Annotated in this window: 17 protein-coding genes; 2 read left to right on the top strand and 15 right to left on the bottom strand. The window is 71.9% G+C overall.

Annotation, left to right across the window (positions count from 1 at the left end):
- Nucleotides 1–42: 42 nt before the first annotated feature.
- The 10 genes from GKS42_RS13560 to pnuC form a co-directional block, all read right to left on the bottom strand.
- Entirely contained in the window at nucleotides 43–1623 is a 1581-nt protein-coding gene (locus GKS42_RS13560) for a molybdopterin-dependent oxidoreductase (RefSeq protein ID WP_154794302.1), read from the bottom strand.
- A 70-nt stretch (nucleotides 1624–1693) separates the two neighbouring features.
- Nucleotides 1694–3841, bottom strand: a complete 2148-nt coding sequence (locus GKS42_RS13555; protein WP_154794301.1) for a DEAD/DEAH box helicase — start codon at nucleotides 3839–3841, stop codon at nucleotides 1694–1696.
- 213 nt (nucleotides 3842–4054) lie between these two features.
- Nucleotides 4055–5761 (bottom strand): NAD(P)/FAD-dependent oxidoreductase, encoded by a 1707-nt coding sequence (locus tag GKS42_RS13550; RefSeq protein WP_232847655.1) that lies wholly within the window; start codon nucleotides 5759–5761, stop codon nucleotides 4055–4057.
- 28 nt (nucleotides 5762–5789) lie between these two features.
- Nucleotides 5790–7208 (bottom strand): AMP-binding protein, encoded by a 1419-nt coding sequence (locus tag GKS42_RS26535; RefSeq protein ID WP_232847654.1) that lies wholly within the window; start codon nucleotides 7206–7208, stop codon nucleotides 5790–5792.
- A gap of 7 nt (nucleotides 7209–7215) precedes the next feature.
- Nucleotides 7216–7839 carry a hypothetical protein gene (locus GKS42_RS13540; protein WP_154794298.1) on the bottom strand — a complete coding sequence of 208 codons (624 nt, stop codon included), beginning with the start codon at nucleotides 7837–7839 and terminating at the stop codon, nucleotides 7216–7218.
- Entirely contained in the window at nucleotides 7836–9605 is a 1770-nt protein-coding gene (locus GKS42_RS13535) for a hypothetical protein (RefSeq protein ID WP_154794297.1), read from the bottom strand. Before GKS42_RS13535 ends, GKS42_RS13540 begins: the two co-directional genes overlap by 4 nt.
- Nucleotides 9602–10642, bottom strand: coding sequence for a serine/threonine-protein kinase (locus GKS42_RS13530; RefSeq protein WP_154794296.1), 1041 nt, complete (start codon nucleotides 10640–10642; stop codon nucleotides 9602–9604). Before GKS42_RS13530 ends, GKS42_RS13535 begins: the two co-directional genes overlap by 4 nt.
- Nucleotides 10639–12279: a MoxR family ATPase gene (locus GKS42_RS13525; protein WP_154794295.1), complete on the bottom strand. Its 1641-nt coding sequence runs from the start codon at nucleotides 12277–12279 to the stop codon at nucleotides 10639–10641. Before GKS42_RS13525 ends, GKS42_RS13530 begins: the two co-directional genes overlap by 4 nt.
- The gene (locus GKS42_RS13520) at nucleotides 12276–13337 is read right to left on the bottom strand and encodes an AAA family ATPase (RefSeq protein WP_154794294.1); all 1062 of its coding nucleotides are present in this window, start codon (nucleotides 13335–13337) and stop codon (nucleotides 12276–12278) included. Before GKS42_RS13520 ends, GKS42_RS13525 begins: the two co-directional genes overlap by 4 nt.
- Nucleotides 13334–13981 carry a nicotinamide riboside transporter PnuC gene (gene pnuC / locus GKS42_RS13515; RefSeq protein ID WP_154794293.1) on the bottom strand — a complete coding sequence of 216 codons (648 nt, stop codon included), beginning with the start codon at nucleotides 13979–13981 and terminating at the stop codon, nucleotides 13334–13336. The genes GKS42_RS13520 and pnuC overlap by 4 nt, the downstream gene beginning before the upstream one ends.
- Before the next feature lie 85 nt (nucleotides 13982–14066).
- Here pnuC and GKS42_RS13510 point away from each other — a divergent pair, with 85 nt between their 5' ends.
- A complete protein-coding gene (locus tag GKS42_RS13510; protein ID WP_154794292.1) occupies nucleotides 14067–14402 on the top strand; it encodes an ArsR/SmtB family transcription factor in 336 nt (111 codons plus the stop codon).
- Nucleotides 14399–14905 carry an SRPBCC family protein gene (locus GKS42_RS13505; protein ID WP_154794291.1) on the top strand — a complete coding sequence of 169 codons (507 nt, stop codon included), beginning with the start codon at nucleotides 14399–14401 and terminating at the stop codon, nucleotides 14903–14905. The genes GKS42_RS13510 and GKS42_RS13505 overlap by 4 nt, the downstream gene beginning before the upstream one ends.
- A gap of 13 nt (nucleotides 14906–14918) precedes the next feature.
- Here GKS42_RS13505 and narI read toward each other — a convergent pair whose 3' ends face one another.
- The 5 genes from narI to GKS42_RS13480 are packed head-to-tail and all read right to left on the bottom strand — an operon-like array spanning nucleotide 14919 to nucleotide 22984.
- A complete protein-coding gene (gene narI / locus GKS42_RS13500) occupies nucleotides 14919–15656 on the bottom strand; it encodes a respiratory nitrate reductase subunit gamma (RefSeq protein WP_154794290.1) in 738 nt (245 codons plus the stop codon).
- Complete coding sequence (narJ, locus tag GKS42_RS13495) at nucleotides 15653–16315, bottom strand: nitrate reductase molybdenum cofactor assembly chaperone (protein WP_154794289.1); 663 nt, start codon at nucleotides 16313–16315, stop codon at nucleotides 15653–15655. The genes narI and narJ overlap by 4 nt, the downstream gene beginning before the upstream one ends.
- On the bottom strand, nucleotides 16312–17997 hold the full coding sequence (gene narH / locus GKS42_RS13490; RefSeq protein WP_154794288.1) for a nitrate reductase subunit beta: 1686 nt from the start codon (nucleotides 17995–17997) through the stop codon (nucleotides 16312–16314). Before narH ends, narJ begins: the two co-directional genes overlap by 4 nt.
- The gene (locus GKS42_RS13485; protein ID WP_154794287.1) at nucleotides 17997–21737 is read right to left on the bottom strand and encodes a nitrate reductase subunit alpha; all 3741 of its coding nucleotides are present in this window, start codon (nucleotides 21735–21737) and stop codon (nucleotides 17997–17999) included. The genes narH and GKS42_RS13485 overlap by 1 nt, the downstream gene beginning before the upstream one ends.
- Nucleotides 21734–22984, bottom strand: a complete 1251-nt coding sequence (locus GKS42_RS13480; RefSeq protein WP_154794286.1) for an MFS transporter — start codon at nucleotides 22982–22984, stop codon at nucleotides 21734–21736. Before GKS42_RS13480 ends, GKS42_RS13485 begins: the two co-directional genes overlap by 4 nt.
- Nucleotides 22985–23049: the final 65 nt, after the last annotated feature.

The following is a 23049-nucleotide window of genomic DNA, read 5'->3' as shown; positions in this document are numbered from 1 at the left end:
GAGTGCCATCTCGCCACGATCCGCGCGTGACGGCGGCTGGGCTCAGTCGACGTACACGTAGATGGTGTGCCAGCCGGTGGCGCCGTCGGGGATCACGCCCTCGACCGTCGAGGTCTGCACGCCGTCCGGGTCGTAGGCCCGGGAGCGCAGCGTGTGCTGGCCGGGCTGGGCATCGGTCCAGGTCCAGGACCACTGGCGCCAGGTGTCCACACTCGCCTCGTCGGCCAGCGTCGCCTCCTCCCACGGACCCTCGTCGACCTGGAGCTCCACCTTCGCGATGCCTCTGTGCTGGGCCCAGGCGGCCCCGCCGACGGCCACGTCCCCGGCGCTCACGTGGGCACTCGGACGCGGGACCGAGATGCGGGAAGCGGTCTTGATCGGCCCGCGCTCGGACCAGCCGCGGTCGGTCCAGTAGGCGCTCGCATCCGCGAACCGGGTCACCTCGAGCTCGACGACCCACTTCGTGGCCGAGACGTAGCCGTAGAGTCCCGGCACCACCATCCGGACCGGGAACCCGTGCTCGGTGGGCAGCGGCTCGCCGTTCATCCCGACGGCGAAGATCGCGTCGCGGTCGTCGGTGAGCACCTCGATCGGGGTGGACGCGGTGAAGCCGTCGATGCTGCGGGACAGCACCATGTCCGCCTCCGGCAGCGGCACCGCCTCGGCGAGGACCTCCCGGATCGGTAGTCCGAGCCAGAGCGCGTTGCCCACCAGGTCGCCGCCCACCGGGTTGGACACGCACGTGAGCGTCACATGGGTCTCGATGAGGTCCCGCGCGAGGAGGTCGTCCAGGTTCAGCTCGACCTCGTTCTCGACGAGCCCGTGCACCCGGACCGTCCACGTCGCGGGATCCACGTTCGGCACGATCAGCGCGGTGTCGATGCGGTAGAAGTCATCGTTCGGGGTGACGAACGGCTCGACGCCCTCGGTGGCGGACTGCACGCCGTCCGGCAGCGGCGGCGCGGGCGTCGCGGGGGCCGGCAGCTGGAGCAGGTCGCGGGCCCTGGAGGCGGTGGACCTGGCCGCCGTGACGATCACGCCCGTGAGCGCGGACGCCGCCGCGACGACGCCGACCACGGTCGCCGACCGCATGAACGAGCGCCGGTCGGGCCCGACGGCGTCCCGGGACGAGTCGTCGAGGTCGTCGCCGGGGTCCTCGCGGGGACCGTTGAGCGTCTCGACCATCGCGCGCAGCGCGATGACACCGGCGCCCGCGCCGACCAGCGCCGGCAACCAGGCGAGCATCCCGGTACCGGCCCGGCCCATGGCGGCCACGCCACAGACTCCGGCGAGGACGACCACGGCGAGCGCGGCCGCCGTCGGGTGTCTCACCGCGAGGAGGCCGATACCGTAGGCGAGCGCCGCGGCCACCAGGGCCATGCAGCCGAACAACACCGCCTTGTCCGCGGTCCCGAACGTGGAAGCCGCGAAGTCCTTGAGCCAGGCGGGCGTGGCGTCCACGACGGCACCCCCGAGGGCGATGAACGGGGAGGCGTCCGGGTCGATGATCGCGGCCACCAGGTGACCCACCGTCAGGGTCAGCGCCGCGGCGAGCAGACCCGCGACACCCGCGCTCCGACGGATCGTGGCGGGGGTGGGTGGCGAGATCGTCGAGACGCCCATGATCACGAGGGTACGCTCCGGCGCTCGCGCGCAGTCGGAGGCCCGATGGGGACCTCTGCCCGGCGGGCGGTCAGCCCTCCAGGGCCTGCACCATCAGGTGCACGAGGGCGTCGAGCTGGACCGAGTCGCTGCTGACGATCTCCTCGTCGCTGCCGTCCAGGGCACGGGCGGCCAGGCTCTGCTTGGCGTCGATGAGCTCGGCGATCTTGGTGTCGATCGTGTGCGCGGCGAGGATCCGCCAGGCGGTGACCGGCTCCTCCTGACCGATCCGGTGCACCCGGTCGATCGCCTGGTCCTGCTCGGCCGCGGTCCAGGAGAGCTCGGCGAGGACCACGTTGGAGGAGGCGTGCAGGTTGAGGCCGACGCCGGCAGCGAGCAGTGAGCACACCGCGACGGACACGTCGGGGTCCTTCTGGAAGGCGTCGATGGCGGCCTGTCGCTGAGTGGTGGTCTGATCGCCACGGATCGACACCGTGCGCAGGCCCGCGTCGGCGAGCATCCGCTCGGCGGTGTTCATGACGTCGATGTGCTTGGCGAAGAAGACGACCTTGCCGACCGAGTGCACCAGCTGCGCGGCGTAGTCCGCGGCGAGGGTGGCCTTGGCCTGCCCGATCTTGCGCACCATCGTGAACACGTTGTCGCCGTCGGCGGTCGGCGAGGTCGAGTCCAGCTCGGCCTGCGCCACCCGCCGCATGAGCTCCAGGTCCGGCTCGTGGTTGTTCGGGATGCCACCCTCGCGGGCCTCGAGCATGCGCAGATACCGGTTCACGAGGCGCTGACCGAGCTCGTGCTCGGCCGCGCGGATCGAGCGGCCGATCTCGCCGTCCAGTTCCACCGGAAGATCCGCCACCCGCTTCGCGGGAAGGTCCTTCGCGACGGCGGCCTTGGTGCGGCGCACGATGCCCATGTCGATGACGGCGGCGCGGGCCTGGGGGTAGAAGCCGCGATCCGCGGGGGTCAGCCCGGTGGCCTCGAGCCGGCGGGTCAGCCGCGGGGACGGCTGCTGGCCGTCGGTCCAGCCGAGGAACTGCCAGATCGCGTTGAAATCCTCGACGTCGTTGATCAACGGGGTACCGGTGAGCGCCATCAGCAGTGGGTTGTGGGTGGGCTCGCGGTCGCGGATCCGCTTGGCGAGGGACAGCACGTGCTGGGAACGCTGGGAGGTGAGGTTCTTGATGAAGTGGGCCTCGTCCACGACCATCGAGCGGAACCCGAGGTTGGACAGCCAGGACAGGTGCCGGTCCAGGATCGCGTAGTTCACCACGAACACGTCGGCGAACGCGTCCATGTCCCGGCCGTCACCGTGGATCACGGTGACCCGGCGCTGCGGGGTCCACCGCTCCACTTCGCGGGACCAATTGATCTTCACGACGTTCGGGACCACGGCCAGCATCGGGTAGGCGTCCGCGACGGAGGCCGCGATCACTGCCTGGGCGGTCTTGCCGAGCCCCGGCTCGTCGGCCAGCAGGAAGGTGCGGTGGCCGCGGCGCACGCTCTCCAGCAGCTGGATCTGGTGCGGCATCAGTTCGAGCCCGGGCGGGGAGAACCGGTCGATCTTCGGGACCGGCGGCAGGTCCATGCTGGCGGCGCCACCGCCGGCGCCCTGCTCGAAGGCCCGGTACAGCGGGTCGATCAGATCCCAGCCGGACAGGTAGCCGACCGGCTCGGGGTCGGCGGGCCGGGACAGGTCCGGCTCGAGGAACGGGTTCGCGCGGACCCTCGCGCGCACGGCGACGGGCACGACCTGCTTGGCGGCGAGCTGCTCGGGCACGACCTCTTCGCGGCGCTGCTCCGGAGCCTTGATCTGGCGTTCCTCCTCGCTGAGCTCGGCACCGGACTCGAGCAGCCAGTCCAGGCGCATCCGCTGGGTGGCGGCCGACGGCGTCCCGTTCGGCTCGAGCAGCGACAGCAGGGAGGTGTCCTGGGCGGCGGTGCGCGCGAGGATGGTGGCGACGCCGTCGAGGCGCTTCATCAGCTCGGTGCGGGTGCCGCCCGAGAGCGACTCGTCCGCCTTGATGCGGGCCCGCTCGGAGCGGACCAGGAGCGCGATCACCTGGAACTTGGTGCGGTTCGTCGGCCCCACCTTGCCGTTGGCGGACTTCGCCTCCACCTCGCGCACCCGGCGGGCGAGGATGGGAAGCAGGGGCGCTGGGTCGTTCTGGCGGGCAGAACGGGTCCCGTTGCGACCCGAGGTACGGCGACGGCCGTTCGACGGCATGATCCTCCTGGAAAGGTCGAGGCCCGGACCATTGGCCCGAACTCTCGAGAGGCGTGGCGTCCCGGATGCGGCGACGGACAGGAGAGCCGACGTCATAATCGACGGTCGGGCCGACCCGCGTGGGGACCTGCGCTAGAAGCGATGTTACGGGAAAGCGGCCTTTCCGTGCACGTCTACGCCGCATCCCGGAGTGTGGCCCCCCTCACACCCGGTTCAGAGCGCGAGGTGGGTGTGCACCTGGGCGACGGCGGACGCGCCCTCACCGCTGGCGGCCGCGACCCGCTTCATCGACCCGTCGCGCACGTCCCCGGCCGCGAAGACTCCCGGCACCGTGGTCTCCAGCGGGGCGGGTGGGAGTCCGTCGCTCCAGCGGTCGGTGGGCACGTCACGACCGGTCAGGACGAAACCCCTGGCGTCCCGGACCACCTCCGGCGGCAGCCAGCCGCACCCGGGATCCGCGCCGAGCAGGAGGAACAACCCGTCCGCGGGCACCCGCTCGGGCTCGCTGCCGGCGCCCGCCAGGGCGAGCCACTCCAGATACCCGGAACCACCGCCGTCGACCACCCGTGAGCCGGTCCGCACCGAGATCCGGCGGTGGGTCCCGATCTCGTTGATCAGGTAGGCGGACATCGTCGCGGCCAGGCCGTCCCGGCGCACCACGATGGTGACGCTGCGGGCGAACCTGGCCAGGTGCAGCGCCGCCTGCCCCGCGGAGTTTCCCCCGCCCACGACGAAGACGTCCTTGCCCGCCATGTCCCGGGCCACGCTCGAGGCGGCGCCGTAGTAGACGCCGCGGCCGATGAGGGACTCGATGTCGGGTACGCCGAGGCGGCGGTAGCTGACCCCGCATGCGATCAGGACCGCCCTCGCCCGCAGTTCGCCGTCCTCGTGCTCCACGACGTGCGGCTGACCCGGTGCCGCGGCCGGGCGCAGGCCGATCGCGTTGCGTCCGGTGAAGATCCGGGCGCCGAACCGGGTGGCCTGGACCCGGGCGCGCAGTGCGAGACGCATGCCGGAGATGCCGCGGGGAAAGCCCAGGTAGTTGCGGATCATCGAGCTCGTGCCGGCCTGTCCGCCGACGGCGTCGGCCTCCAGGACCACGGTGTTCAGCGCCTCGGAGGCCCCGTAGACGGCGGCCGCGAGGCCGGCCGGACCGGCACCGACGATGAGGAGGTCGGCGATGTGATCGGGCCCGAGGTCGTCCGGGGTGCCGTAGAACGCGCTGGCCACCGACCGCTGGGTCGCCCCGGCCAGTGGTGGGCGGCCGAGGCTCTCGACGATCGGCAGCGCCGCGTCCGGACCCACCGCCGCGCGCAGGCGGCGGCCGACCTCGCTGTCCGGGGAGAACCGGGCGTACGCCAGACCCATCCGGTCGAGGAAGTCGCGGATGCCCGGGACCTCGCCGGACCGACCGTCATCCACGATGGAGACCTGGGTGACCTCGGGTGCCCGGGAGGACCAGGCCCAGTCCGAGAGGAAGTCCGAGATGGCGCTGTGGAACTCCTCGTCGCGCGGGCCCTGCGGGATCATCAGGTAGCTGTCGATGCGCCCCTGCGCCAGGGCGGCGCGCAGCCCGGCCAGCCCTGTGAAGAACGCCTCCGGCGCGGCAAGGATGATCCGGCGGCTGCGTGGGGTCTTGAGCCGGAGCGCGTCCATCAGCATCAGCGCGTCGCCGCTGACGCCGTGGTCGACGCCCACCAGGGCGACGTCCCGGCCACCGGTGACGAGCTGGACGAGCATGGCCTTGGCCGCCGGGCCCTCGACCACGGTGCGCACGTCGTAGTCCCGCGCGTACCGGCTGGTGAACTCGGACTCGAGGGCGGCGCGCCGCTCGGCGATCGTGACGACGACGATGACGGGAGGCGCTGCCGGATGGTCGGGTACGGCCGGCGCGGGGGGCTGCGTGGGTGGAGTGCTCACGTGGGCGAAGGTACGCCTGATCGACGCACTACGGCGTGGCGCCGGGAAGGTCGGAGCTGAAGCGGCGAGGTTTTCCCGGGCCGAGGTCGGCGGGCCGGGCCAGGCGCACGCTGCGTGGGCGGCGCCCGAGCAGGCGCTCGATGCTGCGCAGGGCCGGCTCCTCGTCGCCGCCGACGGCCCGCAGACCGAGCGTGCCATCGGCGCCCTGGTGCAGGTGCCACGCGAGCGTGCCGTGGGCCTGGAGCACCTGGGTCAGGCCGACGGCGTCCACCCAGGTGCCGTCGGAGGCCGCGAACCGCACCGGGGTCCGGCCCTCGAGGTCGGCCAGGGCGCCGTCCTCGGTGAGGGTCGCGTGATCACCGGTGCGGTACCGCAGCAGCGGCAGGTACGGGTTCTCCGCTGAGGTCACCACGATCTCGCCGCGCTGCCCGGCGGCGACGCCTCGTCCGTGCGCGTCGAGCACCTCGACGTGGTGCTCACGTGGGAGCAGGACGTGCGGTCCGCCGTCGACCGAGGCGGCGACCGGCCCGGTCTCCATCAGCCCGTACAGGTCGATGACGGGTGCGCTCCAGCGGGCACGGAGCAGGTCCCGGGCCGCGGGGGAGAGCGCGTTGGCGCCGCTGATGACGGCGACCGGGTGCAGCGCGACCTCGATCTCGGCGAGATCCACGAGCGCCGACGGCGTGGACGTGATCACCTGCGGGTCGATGGCGGCGAGGAACGCCTCCCGGTCGCCGGGCCGGCGCCAGGCGCTGGGGTGCAGGTTGATGCGGGCCATGCCCGCCTGCTCGAATGCCGAGAGCAGGCTCGCATACGTGAAGGCGGTCTCCTGGGAGACGACGCTGAGCACCGCGAGGCGGCCGGGATCCGGGACCCAGCTGGCGTCGGCGAGCGCGACGAGCCGGCGCAGCTGGATCAGGTCCGAGCCCACCGCGCGGGCGTGCTGGGGCAGGACCAGCGCGGCACCGGTACTGCCTGTGCTCGTCCCCGTGAACGCGTTAGCGAGGGAACGGTCCACGGGCACGAACGAGGCGAGGTCCGCGGCCAGGTCGGCCCGGGCGATGGTGGGCACGTCCGCGAACGCCGGTGGTGCGCCGCGCCAGGTCCGCCGGTACCGGGGCACGGTGATGGCGGCCCGCTCGAGCAGGCCGGTGACCCACGACGGCGCCGCGGAGCCTGCGCGAGGTGGCTCGATCCCGCTGATCTCGGAGTGCAGGTGCGCCAACGCGGCGAGGTCGTCGACGCCGAGGCGGTCGCCGCACTCGTGCACCCACGCGGGGGCGTGCGGGTGCGCCCTCAGCGCGGCCAGCCGCGCCGCGCCGGTCCCGGTCAGGGTCGGCCAGCGTTCGGCGTCGGTGAGTGCGGTGTCCGCGAACGGCTCGTACTCGCCCAGGACCGGGTCGCCGTCGTGGTGCGGCGGCAGTCCTCGAGCAGGTGCGGTGTCCATGGGATCCTCAGACATAGGTGGTCCTCGCGGCGGCCTCACGGGCCCGTTTGTCCGCCAGTTGCGCGGCGAGCTCGGCCGCTCGGCGCTGCTCCTGGGCCAACTCGGCCAGCGCCGCGGCGAGCGCGGGACTGCTCAGCGCGGTCAGCCGGTCCGTCGCGACCGCCTCGCTCTCCCCGGCCGGGCGCAGCCCGAGCAGCTCGAGGAACAAGCGGGCCGCCTCTTCCCGGGACCGCGAGTCGGCCACCCACTGCGTCGGCGGCACGTACGCCGCGAGGGTGCCGACCATCCGTTGCGCCGCCTCGGTCAGCCGCTCCGAGGCCCACCAGCCGGTCCACGGACGCAGGGCGGGACCGTGCAGGAGCGCCGCGAGGATCCCGATGGCGGCGCGGGTCGGCCCCTGCGCGAGCGGTGCGAGCGGCTCGGCCGGGCCGTGGGCGTCCCGGCCGTCCGGACGTTCGCGGGCGACGTCGGCGAGGGTGTCCGACCACAGCGCCAGGGCGTCCACCCCCGGATCCCACACGTCCGGCGGCGTCGCGGCGAGGTCGCGCATGAGGTCGGCCAGGGCCGGCCCGGGCGCGGTCCCGGTGCGCCCGGCCGGCCCGTTCGACGCCGGGCGTGAGGCGGCTCTCATCGTCTGTTCTCCGCAATCTCGAGATCCCAGACCCGGGCGGCGAAGTCCCGGGCGAACGGGATCAGGTCGTCCCAGGTGGAAACGGTGTAGACGTCGTAGGCGCCGGCCATCTCGGCATACTGCTTGCGCGAGGACTGCCCGAGGTTCAGGATCAGGGAGCCGCCACCGCGGGCGGCCACGAGGCAGTCCGCCGCCTCGCTCGTCGTCTCCCGGTTCCGCATGAACATGGAGTTGATCCCCGAGTCGGAGACGACGGCGATGTGGCACCGACGGCCCGTCCCACTGCTCTCGCGTGGCCGGTCCTGCGTACCGGTGCCGAGGTGCGTGGCGACCAGGTGCTCGAGCGGGAACGAGGTGCTCCCGCCGAAGTAGGCCACGACGGCGGCCAGCACCTCGTCGGCGTTCTCGGTGAATCCGTCGGTGCCGGCGACCTCGTTGGGGCCGGCCCACGTGGTCGCCTGCACCCTGGCCCCGGCGCGCAGCGCCGAGAGGGCCATGATCGCGCCGGCCAGGGCGAGCGGGGAGCGCTGCCGCCGCGGATCGGGGATGGAGCCGGAGGAGTCGAGGTACAGGTCGAGGTCGACGGGCAACCGGTCCGGTTCGGTGCCGGCGTCGCTGAGGTAGTCCCGGCGCTGCAACGTCACCCCCGGGATCGGCACCGGGCTGCGGACCAGCGACCCGGGCCAGTCGATCTGGCCGAGGTCCTCGCCGACATCCCAGTCGGTGAGGCCGGCCAACAGCGGATCGGGGTGGGCGGGGGAGAGGGTGCTCGGGAACGGCACCAGATGCGGTGCGGCGTTCTCGGTGTACCAGGCGATCGCGGCCCGGACCGGGTCCGACTCGAGGCCGAGCTGACGCAGTACCGCCGCGTACGCGGCCGGCTCGAGCCCGTGGGGCTGTGGGTTCGTGACGTGACCGGAGCCCTGGTCCGCCTGATCGGACGCCTCCGGCTCGTCGGACCCCGGCACGTTCGGCACCACTCGAGGGTCGAGGCTGGGATGCACGGCCGGCGCCGCGAGCGACGGGTCGCTCGCGAGGCCGGACGGGATGCCGCCGCCGTCCTCCTGCTGATGACACACGACGCGCCAGAGGGTGCGCATCGGCATCTCCTCGGGATCGGGAACGAGCTGACGGACCAGTGCTCCGAAGCCCGCCGCGCCGCCGACCGGGTCGTCGGCGTAGGCGCGGACCGCTCGGGCGAGCAGCTGCGCCTCCCGCTCGACGGGGCGGTCCGGAACGTCGGGGCCGGCGAGCGATCCGGTCGGCTGCGACCAGAGCAGCTCGTCGGTCCGCATCACGAGCCGCATGATGGTGTCGTCGCGACGCGGCGGGCCGATGCGGCGCCAGACCTCGTCCATGCGCAGACCGGCCCGGCGCTGCAGACGGTCGTTGATGAGCAGGTCCGACCACAGGTTCGCCATCACGGGGGCGAGGTCGTCGCGGTCCACGAGGCCCAGCCGCATCCGGACCAGCACTCGGGCGGCGGTGCCGAGGTCGCCCGGCGAGAGCACGTGGTGGCCCACCTCGTGGGCGAGGATCTCGGTGGGTAGGTCGCTCAGCCCCATCTGTTTGATGAGGTCGATGGCGATCGAGACCCGGACGTCGCGCAGGTTGAACCAGGCGAAGGACCGCACGCCCTGCGGCCGGTCGGTCACGCCGATCAGTTCCGGGCCGCGCAGGCGCAGGTGAGCGCCCCACGCGGCGAGGGCGTCCGGCCACGCCGCGTCCCACCGGGCGGCGAGCTGCTGTCGCGCCGCGGCCCTCATCGCCGCTCCACGTGCAGGTAGTAGGAGTGCTCGTGGGCTCGCACGGTCACAGTGCTGGATGGGCCGGAGCTGCCCGACGGCGAGGGCGCGGCCCAGGCGGGCCGGTCACCTCCGGCGGGGGCCGGCCGCGGCACGGCCCGGGAGCCGTGGACATCGGCGCGGACCTCCCAGTACCGGTAGGTCGGGAGGTCGCCCTCCGGCTGTACGGGCTCGATGTTCTCGGCGCCGGCAGGGCCGTCGCCGGGCGCGGACGGGGTACGCACCCACCAGCGCAGCCCGTCCCCGCCGAGCAGTTCCGGGATCCGGACCCACGGCCCTCCGAACCCGCGGAAGCCGCCGACCCGCCACGGCCCCGTCAGGCCGGGCCACCACCAGGGGTCCTGCGCGTTCCGGGCCAACACGCCCCGGGGGTCGGTGTCGGCGGCGGCCACGGGGGCTTCCCACGGCGAGCCGGCCGCCCCGCCAGGGCGCAGCCGCGCCGCACCACCGAGCACGGACGGGGGCAGGTCGACGGCCGCGCCGAGGGCCGCGCTTCGCCACTGGACCGCGCCGCACCGCCAGGCCGCGACGGTGACGGCGCCGCGCAGGTGGGTCGGGTCCGTCGCACCCGACATGGCGGCGCCGACGAGGTCGCGCCAGCGGGCCGCGTCGACGGTGCCGCGCAGCCGGCTGACGGCCGTGATCAGGTCCGTCAGCGCGGCCGCGGGATCCGGGCCGAGTGCCGGTGCGAGCCGGGGGACCCAGTCGAGCAGCACCGCGGTCGTCGGGTCGTGCGGATGCCACCGGTGCGCGCTCACGCGCGCGGCGGCGCGGGCCAGCGACTCCTCGGCGAGGGCGTCGAAACGCCGAGCCGGCAGACCGGCCGTCGCGACGCCGTCGAGCATCACCCCGAGGCCCTGGAGCGCCCGGTGCAGGTCCGCCCGGGTGGCTCCGGCCGCCTGGGCGCGGGCCAGGACGTCACCGACATGGGAGCGTCGGCCCACCGCCCAGGCGCGCCAGGCGCCACCCGGCTGCGCTGCCACCTCGGTCGCGCTCACGGGTTCGAGGACAGCCAGGTCAGGTAGTTCGTGTAGCGCTGGTGTGCGTACTTCAGCGCGAGTGCGTCGTCGTACAGGTGCCCGTAGAGCTTGCGAGCCATCGACCAGGAGTCGAGCACCCGCTCGATCCGGGCCAGCCGCACCCGCACGCTCGGGGCATCCACGCCGTCGAGCCCGGCATGCAGCTCGTCCAGGATCTCACCGACCGCATCGCTGCCGTCCCGGTCGAGCGTGTCGTACTGGGCGCACGCGTCGTCGAAGATCCCGCGCAGCCAGGAGATCCGGTCGGTGCGCAGCGGGGCGCCCTCGTCTCCGTCGAACACTCCGGCCCGCAGGTCGGGGCTGATCTTGTCGTGCAGCACGAACGGCAGCACCGCGCGGACGTCCTCGATGCCCACCTCGGGGCGGCCCCGGAAGAACGCCATCGCCTTCGAGTAGGAGATGAGCGACTGCAGGGACCGGACCGAGAGCCCGTTCAGGGCGGAGGTGCCGACGTCGGAGAGCCGGTCCCGCCCGGTGTCCTGGGCGGCGATCTGGTGCACGTCCGCACCGGCGAGGCGGGCGGTGTCCTTCGTGCGGTACTCGAACTGCACGCCGGCGCGCTCGAGGAACTCCAGCTGGGCGGCGAAGAACTCGATCCGGCGGCGCACGTCGGACGGCAGCGGCAGGGCCCGGATCGCGGCGTCGAGGGAGTCGTGTTCGGCCTCGGTGAACACGATGCCCTCCGGCACCTGCTCCTCGGGACGGAGCCGTCGCGCGGCGCGGTCCACGAGCTGGTCGAGGAACCGGGTGTTGAACGGCAGCGCGTGCGCCACGACGTCGATGCGGTCCTTGAGCGCCTCGACCACCTGGTAGGTGCCGCCGCCGGCGTCGTCGTTGGCGGTCAGGTACCAGGCGGAGGCGCCGGTGGAGTAGATCTGGTCGTAGACCTCGACGTAGCCGTCCGCGAGCACGGTGAGCAGCGCCGACTGGGTGCGCGTCGGGATCCGGTTGTACTCGTCCACGATCTTCACCCGCATGCCGAGCCAGGTGCGCCAGGCGACGTCCACCTCGCCGAGGGAGTCGGCCGAGATCAGGTCCTTCGGCAGCGGCGTGCCGAACATGTCCGTCACGGTCAGCTGCGGGTGGCCGTGCTGCATGGCCCGGCGGACCTCACGGATCGGGTAGCCGGCGAGGATCCCCATCAGCACCGCGGACGCGGTCTTCCCACGGCCGGGCCCGCCGAGCAGCAGGCAGCGTCCGCGCACGGCGAAGGTGAGCAGCGGCAGCAGCACGAAGCTCGAGTAGGACTGCGCGGACGGCAGCCGCAGCTCCGCCGCGCTGTCCCCGAGCGCGAAGGAGCGGCCGGCCGCGCCCGGGCGTTCGAACTCGATGTCGTAGTGCGGGGAGATGATCGCGTGGTTGACGATCCAGAAGTAGGCCTGCCGCAGCTTCTCGTCGAGGCCGGTGGGCCCTGCCGACTCCGGCGCGAGCGGGGCGAACAGGTCGTCCACGCTCAGTTCGCGCCGGTCCTCGCCGCCCGCGGTGGGCAGGGTGGGGGCGGCGGAAACGTCGCTGCGCAGACCCTGCCCGACGGCGGCGGGCGGACCCGCGCTGGTGCCCGCCCCGTCGCTCCGGGGTGCTTCGGCCTCGTTCATCGGCGGGTCCTGCTTCCTGCGCGGTGCGCGTCGGTGCCGGCCTGGGGCACTGGGTCGGCCAGGCGTCGGCCGTGGTCGAGGGCGTCGATGAGGTCGACGGCGGCCGCGAGCCTATCGGTGGGGGAGCCCCGCAGTTCATGCCAGGGCACGCCGGAGCCGTCGAGGACCTCGCGGAAGCGAGCGGTCATCGCGTGCCGCAGGTGTTCGCCGTCGCGCAGCCCGTCCTGGACGAAGCCGATCTCGTCGCCGGTGAGCAGGTACAGATCGGGACGCCGGCGCGCGGCGAGGGCCGTCACCGAGGGTGACGCGGCGCCCACATACCGCTCGTGCCAGACCGTGGTGGCGAGCACGTCGGTGTCCGCGATGAGCAGCGGTCGCGGGGTCCGGGCAGCGGCGTCGTCCTCGAGCCGGGCCTGCTCGGCGGCGACCAGGTCGAACTCGCTCGAGTGCCAGGTGGACGTCAGCCCACCGGGCCGGAACTCGCTCCAGGTGCGCCCGAACTCGGGCACCTCCGGCGTGCCGTAGTGGGTGGTCAGATCCCCGGCCAGGGTGGTGGTGCCGGTGGACTCCGCGCCGAGGACCACGACGCGTGTGGTCAGGTACGCGCGTACCGGGGCCGGCAGTGCCCACCAGTGGCGGTGTGGATCCGCCCGCACCGCGGTCCCCGAGACCGGCACGTCCTGGCGGGCCGGGTCCACCCGCACCCACTGGGCGTCCAGACGGTCGGCGAGCTCCACCCCGTACGCGTCCGAGGTGAACACCGCGTCGACGGGGCCGTCGAGCAGGGAGGTGATGACGGCGAGGTGGGCGTCCCAGGCGTCGTCCGAGCCGTAGTCCACGGGCGCGTCGTCGACGGCGTGCACCACCCGGGCCTGGGGCGCCTCGGCGCGGATCCAGTCCGCACGCACCGACGCCGGGATCGACTCCACGGACGAGGCCAGCACTTCGACGGTGAGCCGGTCACAGGAGCGGAGGGCGGTCCGGATCAGGTGCAGGTGGCCGGCGTGCAGCGGGTAGAACTTGCCAAGGACGAGGCCGTGCCGGAACCGACGCGTCACGGGTGACCGACCCGCGCCGTGCGCACGGCGTCCGGGTCCGCGGCATCGGCGTCAACGCCGGCCGGGTCCACCCTGCCCACCGCGTCCGCACCGCCGAGCGCCTTGCGCCACTGGCGCATCCCGATCACGCACATCGCGAGGTAGACCACATACAGCACCGCCGTCAGCCACAGCCCTTGCGAGGCGTAGAGGCCGATCAGGATGACGTCCGTGACCAGCCATACGGTCCAGTTGCCCAGCCACTTGCGCCCGAGCATCACCTGCGCGACCACGGAGGACGACGTGGTCAGCGAATCCCAGAACGGGACGGCGGAATCGGTCCACGCGGACAGGGCGAACAGACCCGCGACGGTGAGGACCGCCGTCGCCCCGACCACGGCGACCCACGCCCAACGGGGCGTGCGTCGCACCACGAGCGCTCCGCCGTCGGGCCCGCGCCTGGTCCACCAGTACCAGCCGAGCGCCCCGACCACGGCGAAGAGGACCTGTAGGGCAGCGTTCGCGTAGAGGCCGGCGCCGGCGAACAGGATCAGGAACGCGGCGTTGTTGGCGAGCCCGATCGGGAACGTCCACACGTTCTGGCGGACCGCGAGCCACACGCAGATCGCACCGGTGACGAATCCGAAGACTTCCGTGGGGTCCACGCCCGCGAGACTAGCCGACACCTGACCTGTGAAGGGTCGCGACCGAGTTCTTGACACATACGCATATCGGTATATATTGATGAGCATGGCACGAGCAGCAACGACGGCGGATGCGTTCAACGCGGTGGCGGAGCCGCTGCGTCGCGACATCCTCGATGCCCTGGCGGACACCGAACGGTCGGTGGGCGAGGTCGTCGACCTGCTCGGGCTGGGGCAGCCGCAGGCGTCCAAACACCTGCGGGTCCTGCGTGAGGTGGGGTTGGTGGACGTGCGAGATGAAGGGCGTCGGCGGTTGTACCGCACGAACGCGCACGCGCTGCGGCCGATCCACGAGTGGGTCAGTCGCTACGAGCAACAGTGGAACGAACGGTTCGACGCGGTGGACACCGTGCTCGAGGAACTGAAGGAGAGCGAGTCATGAGCCAGACGACGACGAAGGGCACGGCGGTCCTGACGCTGCCGAGCGACACCGAGATCCTTGTGACGCGTGAGTTCAACGCGCCGCGGCACCTCGTCTACCGGGTCTTCACCGAGCCGGATCTGATCAGGCGGTGGTGGGCCGGCCAGCGCGGCACCGTGACGGTTGCCGACGTCGACCTGCGGGTCGGCGGTGCCTGGCGGTACGCACTGGTGGCCGGCGGCGGCTTCGAGGTCGGCTTCCACGGCGAGTACCTCGAGATCGTGCCCGACGAGCGGATCGTGTGCACCGAGATCTTCGAGGGCATGCCCGGCGGCGAGGGGGCGGGCGAGGCGACGCGGATCACCTACACGTTCACCGAGACCGGTGGCCGGACCACGCTCGACGTGCTCACGGCCTGCGAGTCGATCCAGACTCGGGACGTCATCATCTCCTCGGGGATGGAGGTCGGGATGCAGGAGGGCTACGACCTCGTCGAGGAGCTCGCGGTCGAACTGGCGCGCTGAGGTGGCCGCGCGGTCAGCGGCGCGGGGTGTCCACCCGGTCCCACCCGCGCGGCTGGCTGCGTGACCCGAGGCGGTCGCTGCGTGAGCGGTACACCACGTAGGGGCGCCACAGGTAGAACAGCGGCACGCTGAACACATGCACCAGCCGGGTGAACGGCCACATCGCGAACAGCACCATCGCCGTCATCGCGTGCAGCTGGAAGCCCAGCGGCGCCTGGGCCATCAGGTCCGGCTTCGGCTGGAAGTAGAAGATGCTGCGCCACCACTCCGAGACCCCGGTGCGGTAGTTGTAGTGGCCGCCCAGGTTCAGTACGCCGCCGGCGACGGTGTTCCACAGGCCCAGCGCGATCACCAGGGCGAGGGCGAAGTACATCGCCTTGTCCATCCTGGTGGTCGCCCGGAACACCGGGCCGGTGGTACGGCGCCGGTAGATCAGCAGCACCAGGCCGACGAGCGTGCAGAAGCCGGCGATCCCACCGACCGCTATCGCGAGGAAGTGGTAGAGCTCCTCGGACATCCCGATCGCGTCGGTCCAGTTCTTCGGGATCACCAGGCCCATCACGTGGCCGAGGAACACGAACAGGATGCCGAAGTGGAACAGCGGGCTGCCCCAGCGCAGCAGCCGGTCCTCGTAGAGCTGGGAGGAGCGGGTGGTCCACCCGAACTTGTCGTAGCGATAGCGCCAGATGTGCCCGACGACGAAGATGGCGAGCGCCACGTACGGCACGATCACCCAGAGCAGCGTGGTCATCGACTCTCTCCCATGTAGGACGGTGGAGCGAACGGTTCCAGACCGACCTCCTCCTCGGGCGGTCCGGCCGCGATGAGGGTGGCGATGGCCTTCTCCTCCTCGCCGGCCAGCGGTGGGAGGGTGGCACAGACGGCCGTGAGCGCGCCCGCGTACGGGGAGCCGGCCTCCCGCAGGGCGACCCGGAGCACCTCGAGCCCGGCACGGTGCTTGAGCAGCAGCTCACGGCCCCAGGCCAGATCGGTGGTGGCGGCGAACTCGAGCACCACGCACAGGTGGTCGGGCAGCTCGTCGTCGGAGAGCTCGAGCCCGCTCTGCCGGTAGGCGGACTTGAAGTCGAGCATCGCCATGCCGCGCTTGCGGGTGTCCCCGAACGCGTAGTAGGTCAGGTACAGGGCCCGGCGGCGGTCCAGGTCGAACGTGCGCACGTACTCGGCGCCGATCGCCTGGTCGTCGCCCGCGGCCAGGTGGTCGACGAGGCGGCCGAGGTCGCGGCGGGCCGGCTCGGGCAAGGTCCCGACGGCGGTGGCGAGGGCCGGGAGCCGGTCGGCCAGGTTCGCGTCGGGGTACTCGAGCAGGAAGGCGGCGATGCGGTAGATGAGGGCGTCGGTGCCCTCACCGGCGCGGGGCCGGTCCCGGCGGAGCGTGAGCAGCTGCTTCATGACCGGTTCTCGCCGTCGGCCGGGTCGTCGGTGCTCCGACGCTCCGGGAAGAGTCCCGACGGGCTGCCGTTGCCGTCCCAGTTGAGCAGGTTCACCCGGGCGGCCTTGTCCGCGGGGTCGGTGCCGAAGTCGGAGCGCTGCCGCGTCTTCAGGGCGGCGAAGTTCTCCACCGCGAGCGGCGTCTGCGAACCCGACCCCTCGCCGAACGGGCCGGAACCACCCATGCCCGGTCCGCCGTCGTAATCCAACGAGCATTCCGTGGCGATCTCCTCCAGGCCGTGCGCCTGCTCGGCGTGCGTGGGCGGGATGACGTACCGCTCGTCGTACTTGGCCAGCGCGAGCAGCCGGTACATGCCGCGGATGTCGGCGCCGGTCATGCCGACGGCGGTGGCGATGGACTCCTCGGGCTCGCGGCCCATGTTGATCTCGCGCATGTACGAGCGCATCGCGGCCAGGCGGCGGAGCACGTTCGTGACGGGAACGGGGTCCCCGGCGGTGAACAGCTCGGCGAGGTAGGCGACCGGGATCCGCAGCGTGTCGATCGCGGCGAACAGGTTGCCCGGGTCCTCGGCGTCCTCGCCGGTCTCGGCGACCACGTCGACCACCGGTGACAGCGGCGGGATGTACCAGACCATCGGCATGGTCCGGTACTCGGGGTGCAGCGGCAGTGCCACCTCGTAGTCGTTGATGAGCGACCAGATGGGGGAGCGCTGGGCGGCGAGCACCCAGTCGTGGGCGATCCCGGCCGCCTCGGCGGCGTCGACCACCGCGGGGTCGTGGGGGTCGAGGAAGCAGTCCCGCTGAGCCCGCAGGAGGTCCTTCTCGTCCTGGACCGAGGCCGCGGCGAGGACCCGGTCGGCGTCGTAGAGGACCAGGCCGATGTAGCGCAGCCGGCCCACGCAGGTCTCCGCGCACACCGTCGGCAGGCCGACCTCGATGCGCGGGAAGCAGAACGTGCACTTCTCCGCCTTGCCGGTGCGGTGGTTGAAGTAGACCTTCTTGTACGGGCATCCGGTGACGCACTTGCGCCAGCCCCGGCAGGCGTCCTGGTCCACCAGGACGATGCCGTCCTCCTCGCGCTTGTAGATCGCACCGGAGGGGCAGGAGGCGGCGCACGCGGGGTTCAGGCAGTGTTCGCAGATGCGTGGCAGGTAGAACATGAAGGTCTGCTCGAACTCGAGCTTGACCTTGTCCGAGACCTTCGCCAGCACCGGGTCACCGGGCACGATCTCGGTGGAGCCGGCCAGGTTGTCGTCCCAGTTCGCGCTCCAGCTGATGTTCATGTCCTTGCCGGACAGCAGCGACTTCGGGCGGGCGACCGGGGTGTGCTGCTGGGCGGGGGCGGTGGTGAGGGACTCGTAGTCGTAGGTCCACGGCTCGTAGTAGTCGCTCATCGAGGGCATCTTCGGGCTGGCGAAGATCGTCGCGAGGTTCTTCAGGCGGCCACCGGCCTTGAGCTTGAGCCGGCCGCGCTTGGTGAGGGTCCAGCCGCCCTGCCAGGTGTCCTGGTCCTGGTAGGTGCGAGGGTAGCCCTGACCCGGGCGGGTCTCCACGTTGTTGAACCAGACGTACTCGGTGCCGGACCGGTTCGTCCATGCCTGCTTGCAGGTGACCGAACAGGTGTGGCAGCCGATGCACTTGTCCAGGTTCATCACCATCGCCATCTGTGCCATGACGCGCATCAGTACTGCACCTCCTGGGAACGACGGCGGATCAGCGTGACCTCGTCGCGCTGGTTGCCGGTGGGGCCGATGTAGTTGAACGCGTAGGACAGCTGCGCGTATCCGCCCACCAGGTGCGTGGGTTTCATCATGATCCGGGTGAGGGAGTTGTGGATGCCGCCCCGCTTGCCGGACTTCTCCGACAGGGGCACGTCGATGAGCCGGTCCTGCGCGTGGTGCATGTACACCGTGCCCTCGGGCATCCGGTGGGAGACGATCGCCCGGGCCACGACCACCCCGTTGCGGTTCACGCATTCGATCCAGTCGTTGTCCGAGACGCCGATCTTGGCGGCGTCGAGGTTGGACATCCAGACCGCCGGGCCGCCGCGGGACAGGCTCAGCATGAGCAGGTTGTCCTGATACTCGGAGTGGATCGACCACTTGTTGTGCGGGGTGAGGTACCGGACCGCGATCGTGGTGCCCGCGGTACCGTCGGCGCGCTCGCCCACGGCGGTCTCCCCGAACAGCACTGCCATGTTCAGGGGCGGCCGGTAGATCGGCATGTTCTCCCCGATCTCGGTCATCCAGTCGTGGTCGAGGTAGAACGACTGCCGGCCGCTGAGCGTGTGCCAGGGCTTGAGCCGCTCGACGTTGATCGTGAAGGCCGAGTACCGGCGCCCGCCGCTCTCCGAGCCGGACCACTCCGGCGAGGTGATCACCGGGGTGGGGGCGGCCTGGGTGTCCGCGAACCGGATCCGCCTGCCCTCGTGCTCCGCGGCCAGGTCGGCCATCGGTTGGCCGGTGCGCTGCTCCAGCGTGTGGAAGCCGGCGGTGGCCAGGTGCCCGTTCGTGGTCCCGGACAGGGACAGGATGAACTCGCAGACCTGGCGGTCCTGCTCCAGCGCCGGCCGGCCCTCGGCCACGCCGCCGCGCGCCGGCCCGTTCAGGTCGCGCAGGAGGTCCACCTCGTGGGCCAGGTCGAACGTGATGCCCTTCGTGGTTGCCCCGAGCTCGGCCAGGAGCGGGCCGGCCGAGCGCATCTTGTCCGCGATCGCCGTGTAGTCCCGTTCGACGACGACGAGCTTCGGCATCGTCCTGCCCGGGATCGGCTCGCACTCGCCGAACTTCCAGTCCTTGACGATGCCCGACGGCGTCGCGAGCGCATCCGGGGTGTCGTGCGTGAGTGGCACGGCGACCAGGTCCTTGCGGGTGCCGAGGTGTGTGCGCGCCTGCTCGGAGAACTCCGCGGCGATGTTGTGGAACGCCTCGAAGTCGGTGCGGGCCTGCCACGGCGGGGCGATCGCGGGGTTGAACGAGTTCACGTACGGGTGCATGTCCGTGCTGGACAGGTCGTACTTCTCGTACCAGGTGGCCGCCGGCAGCACGATGTCGGAGAAGATCGTGGTGGAGGTCATCCGGAAGTCGAGCGTGAACAGCAGGTCGAGCTTGCCGGCTGGTGCCTCGTCCCGCCAGACGACGTCCCGTGGGCGTTTGTCCGGTGGCGTCTCGGTGGCGTTGACGGAGTGGTCGGTGCCGAGCAGGTGCCGCAGGAAGTACTCGTCGCCCTTGGCGGAGCTGCCGAGCAGGTTCGAGCGCCAGATGCCGAGCACCCTGGGGAAGTTCTCGGGCGCGTCCGGGTCCTCCGCGGCGAACCGCAGCTCCCCGCTCTTGAGCTGGGCCGGGACGTACGTGCCGACGTCCTGTCCGGCGGCCTCGGCGTCGTCGACGACCTGCAGCGAACTGCGGTCGAAGGTGGGGTAGGACGGGGACCAGCCGAGCCGGGCGGACTGGGCGAGGATGTCCGCCGTCGTCATGCCGGCCCAGCGGCCACCCGGGCGGCCGGACAGCTCGTCGGCGGTGAAGGCGTCGTAGCGGAACTGGTCGGTGTGCAGGAACCAGTACGCCGTCTGGATCATGTGCCGCGGCGGGCGGGACCAGTCGAGGGCGTTCGCGTACTGGGTGAACCCGGTCAGTGGACGCACCTTCTCCTGGCCGACGTAGTGTGCCCAGCCGCCGCCGTTGCGGCCCTGCGACCCGGTGATCGTGGTGAGGGTGAGGAAGGCCCGGTAGATGGCGTCGGAGTGGAACCAGTGGTTCGTCCCGGCGCCCATCAGGATCATCGAGCGGCCCTGCGACTCCTCCGCGTTCGCGGCGAACTCCCGGCCGATCTTCGCGGCCTTCTTCGCGGGCACGCCGGTGATGGCCTCCTGCCACGCGGGGGTGCAGGGCGAGGAGGCGTCGTCGTAGCCGGTGGGCCACCGGCCGGGCAGGCCGTCGCGGCCCACGCCGTACTGGGCGAGCAGCAGGTCGAAGACCGTGGTGACCAGGTGCGCGCCGACCCGGCGTACCGGAACCCCGCGCACGATCTCGGCGGCGGCGCCGTCGGGGGTGTCGAAGCGGGGCAGCGTGACCGGCACGGCGTCCGGGACCGCGCCCGGCCCGGCTGCCGCCGACGCGGCATCGGCGACGCTCAGCGCGGGGGTGACCCCTTCGAGGTCCAGGTTCCACCTACCGGCGCCCGCCTCCCCGAACCGGAAACCGAGGGACCCGTTCGGGACGACCGGGGCGCCGGTGGACTCGTCGAGGACCACGGTCTTGAACTCGTCGTGCTCGCCCCGGCCGGGGGTGCTCGGCGGCAGGTCCGCGGCGGTGAGGAACTTCCCCGGAACATAGCCCTCGCCGTCGGGCTCGAGCCGGATCAGGAACGGGAGGTCGGTGTACGAGCGTGCGTAGTCGACGAAGTACGGCGTGCGGCGGTCGACGAAGAACTCCTTGAGCACCACATGACCCATCGCCATCGCCAGGGCGCCGTCCGTGCCCGGCACCGGGGCGAGCCACTCGTCGGCGAACTTGACGTTGTCCGCGTAGTCCGGGGCGACCGCGATGACCTTCTGGCCCCGGTAGCGGGCCTCGACCATCCAGTGCGCGTCCGGGGTGCGGGTCACCGGGACGTTCGAGCCCCACATGATCAGGTAGCCGGCGTCCCACCAGTCGCCGGACTCGGGTACGTCCGTCTGGTCCCCGAACACCTGCGGCGAGGCGACCGGGAGGTCGGCGTACCAGTCGTAGAAGGACAGCATCGCGCCGCCGATGAGGGAGTAGAACCGGGACCCGACGCCGTGGGAGACCATCGACATCGCCGGGATCGGGGAGAACCCGGCGATCCGGTCCGGCCCGTGGTCGGCGATCGTCGCCACGTGCGCGGCGGCGATCATCTCGACCGCCTCGCCCCAGCCGGCGCGGACCAGGCCACCCTTGCCGCGGGCGGACTTGTACCGTCTGGACCGCTCCGGGTCGCCGGTGATGTCCCGCCAGGCGAGTACCGGGTCACCGAGGCGGGCCTTCGCCTCCCGGTACATCTCGAGCAGGACGCCGCGCACGTACGGGTAGCGGACCCGGGTGGGGGAGTAGGTGTACCAGGAGAACGCGGCGCCGCGCGGGCAGCCCCGCGGCTCGTAGTCGGGGCGGTCCGGGCCGGCGCTGGGATAGTCGGTCTGCTGCGCCTCCCAGGTGATGATGCCGTCCTTGACGTACACCTTCCAGGAGCAGGAACCGGTGCAGTTGACCCCGTGGGTGGACCGGACCACCTTGTCGTGCGCCCAGCGGTCCCGATAGAACGTGTCCGCGTCCCGCCCGCCGGCCCGGTGCAGCGTGCGCAGGTCCGCCGAGACCTCCTTGGGCTTGAAGAACCGCCGGGCCTTGAGCAGGCCCTCCACGATCCCGGTGTCCAGCCCGGGTGGTGGCGTCTGCTGCGTGGTCATGACGGGTTCCCTCCGGTGGGTGCAGCTGGGTCTGCGGCGGCGGCCGCGGTTTCGGCGCGGCGCAGAGCGGCCTTACGGACCGGACCCCACGTGAAGGCGGCCATGCCGAAGGCGACGAGCGCGAGCAGGACGTACCCGACCGTGTAGCTGCCGAGCGCGTCATAGGTGGCGCCCATGACGAGTGGCGGCACGAATCCACCGAGGCCGCCGGCGGCACCGACCACCCCGGTGACGGACCCGACCTTGTTCGGCGGCGCGACCTGCCCGACGAGTGCGAACGTGGCGCCGGACGCGGCGCCGAGGGTGGCGGCCATGCCCAGGAACGCGGCGGTCGGGATCGGCACGAGCGGCAGGCCGATCGCATCGATGGCCGCGAACACCCCGGTGGCCGCGAAGCTCACGAGGAGCACCTTGATCGCGCCGATCCGGTCCGAGAGTGCGCCGCCGATCGGCCGGGCGACCACCGCCAGGATGACGAACACGGCCGTCCGGAACGAGGCATCGGTCCCGGTGAGGCCGTAGGCGTTCACCAGGTAGGTGGGCAGGTACACGCTGAACGCGACGAACCCACCGAAACCGAGTGCGTACAGCGCGGCCAGTTGCCAGGTGACCCCGAGCTTCATCGTCGACGCGGTGTTGGCGACGAACGAGCCCGCCGGTTTCGGGCGGTCCGGGGACTCCCGGAGCATCAGGAAGCTGACCAGGGCGTACGCGGCCAGGATCACGCTGACCAGCACGAACGGCGCCTGCCTGCCGAAGGAGTCGGCGAGCGGCACGGTGGTGAACGCCGAGACCGCGGTGCCGGCGGTGCCCATCCCGAAGATCCCGAGCGCGGCGCCGCGCTTGCTGACCTGGTACCAGGAGGATACGAACGGCACGCCGATCGCGAACGAGGTGCCACCGAGGCCGAGGAAGAACCCGCCGAGCAGCATCATCGGGAACGAGTCCGCCACGAAGGCGATGAACAGCACCGGGACGATGGTCAGCACGCTCACGAGCGGGAACATGAGCTTCGCGCCGTACCGGTCGGTCAGCGCTCCGATCGGGATCCGCCCGAGCGATCCGACGAGCACGGGCGTCGCCACCAGCGCCGACTGCTGGAAGCCGGTGAGGTCGAGGCGCTCGCCGTAGTCACCCCCGAGCGGCGAGATCAGGGACCACGCCCAGAAGTTGACGCCGAACCCGATGGTGGCCAGGACCAGCATCATGGTCGCCCTTGACCGCTGGTCCTGTTCGAGGGGCGTCATGGCCCCACCTGCTGTGTTCGATCCGGACATCGATCCCGCCGTTCTGACGCCGTGTGATCAACCTC

Source organism: Occultella kanbiaonis, assembly GCF_009708215.1.
In the GTDB taxonomy this organism is placed as follows: domain Bacteria; phylum Actinomycetota; class Actinomycetes; order Actinomycetales; family Beutenbergiaceae; genus Occultella; species Occultella kanbiaonis.
The sequence above is the reverse complement of the archived record's forward strand: the minus strand, read 5'-3'. Positions and strand labels throughout refer to the sequence as shown.

Excerpts from the sequence above, each read along its gene's own strand:
- GKS42_RS13525 (WP_154794295.1), bottom strand. The coding sequence starts at position 12,279 with ATGAACGAGGCCGAAGCACCCCGGAGCGACGGGGCGGGCACCAGCGCG.
- GKS42_RS13485 (WP_154794287.1), bottom strand. The coding sequence starts at position 21,737 with ATGACCACGCAGCAGACGCCACCACCCGGGCTGGACACCGGGATCGTG.
- GKS42_RS13480 (WP_154794286.1), bottom strand. The coding sequence starts at position 22,984 with ATGACGCCCCTCGAACAGGACCAGCGGTCAAGGGCGACCATGATGCTG.
- narI (WP_154794290.1), bottom strand. The coding sequence starts at position 15,656 with ATGACCACGCTGCTCTGGGTGATCGTGCCGTACGTGGCGCTCGCCATC.
- GKS42_RS13555 (WP_154794301.1), bottom strand. The coding sequence starts at position 3,841 with ATGCCGTCGAACGGCCGTCGCCGTACCTCGGGTCGCAACGGGACCCGT.
- narH (WP_154794288.1), bottom strand. The coding sequence starts at position 17,997 with ATGCGCGTCATGGCACAGATGGCGATGGTGATGAACCTGGACAAGTGC.
- narJ (WP_154794289.1), bottom strand. The coding sequence starts at position 16,315 with ATGAAGCAGCTGCTCACGCTCCGCCGGGACCGGCCCCGCGCCGGTGAG.
- GKS42_RS13505 (WP_154794291.1), top strand. The coding sequence starts at position 14,399 with ATGAGCCAGACGACGACGAAGGGCACGGCGGTCCTGACGCTGCCGAGC.
- GKS42_RS13535 (WP_154794297.1), bottom strand. The coding sequence starts at position 9,605 with ATGAGGGCCGCGGCGCGACAGCAGCTCGCCGCCCGGTGGGACGCGGCG.
- GKS42_RS13540 (WP_154794298.1), bottom strand. The coding sequence starts at position 7,839 with ATGAGAGCCGCCTCACGCCCGGCGTCGAACGGGCCGGCCGGGCGCACC.
- GKS42_RS13560 (WP_154794302.1), bottom strand. The coding sequence starts at position 1,623 with ATGGGCGTCTCGACGATCTCGCCACCCACCCCCGCCACGATCCGTCGG.
- GKS42_RS26535 (WP_232847654.1), bottom strand. The coding sequence starts at position 7,208 with ATGGACACCGCACCTGCTCGAGGACTGCCGCCGCACCACGACGGCGAC.
- GKS42_RS13510 (WP_154794292.1), top strand. The coding sequence starts at position 14,067 with ATGGCACGAGCAGCAACGACGGCGGATGCGTTCAACGCGGTGGCGGAG.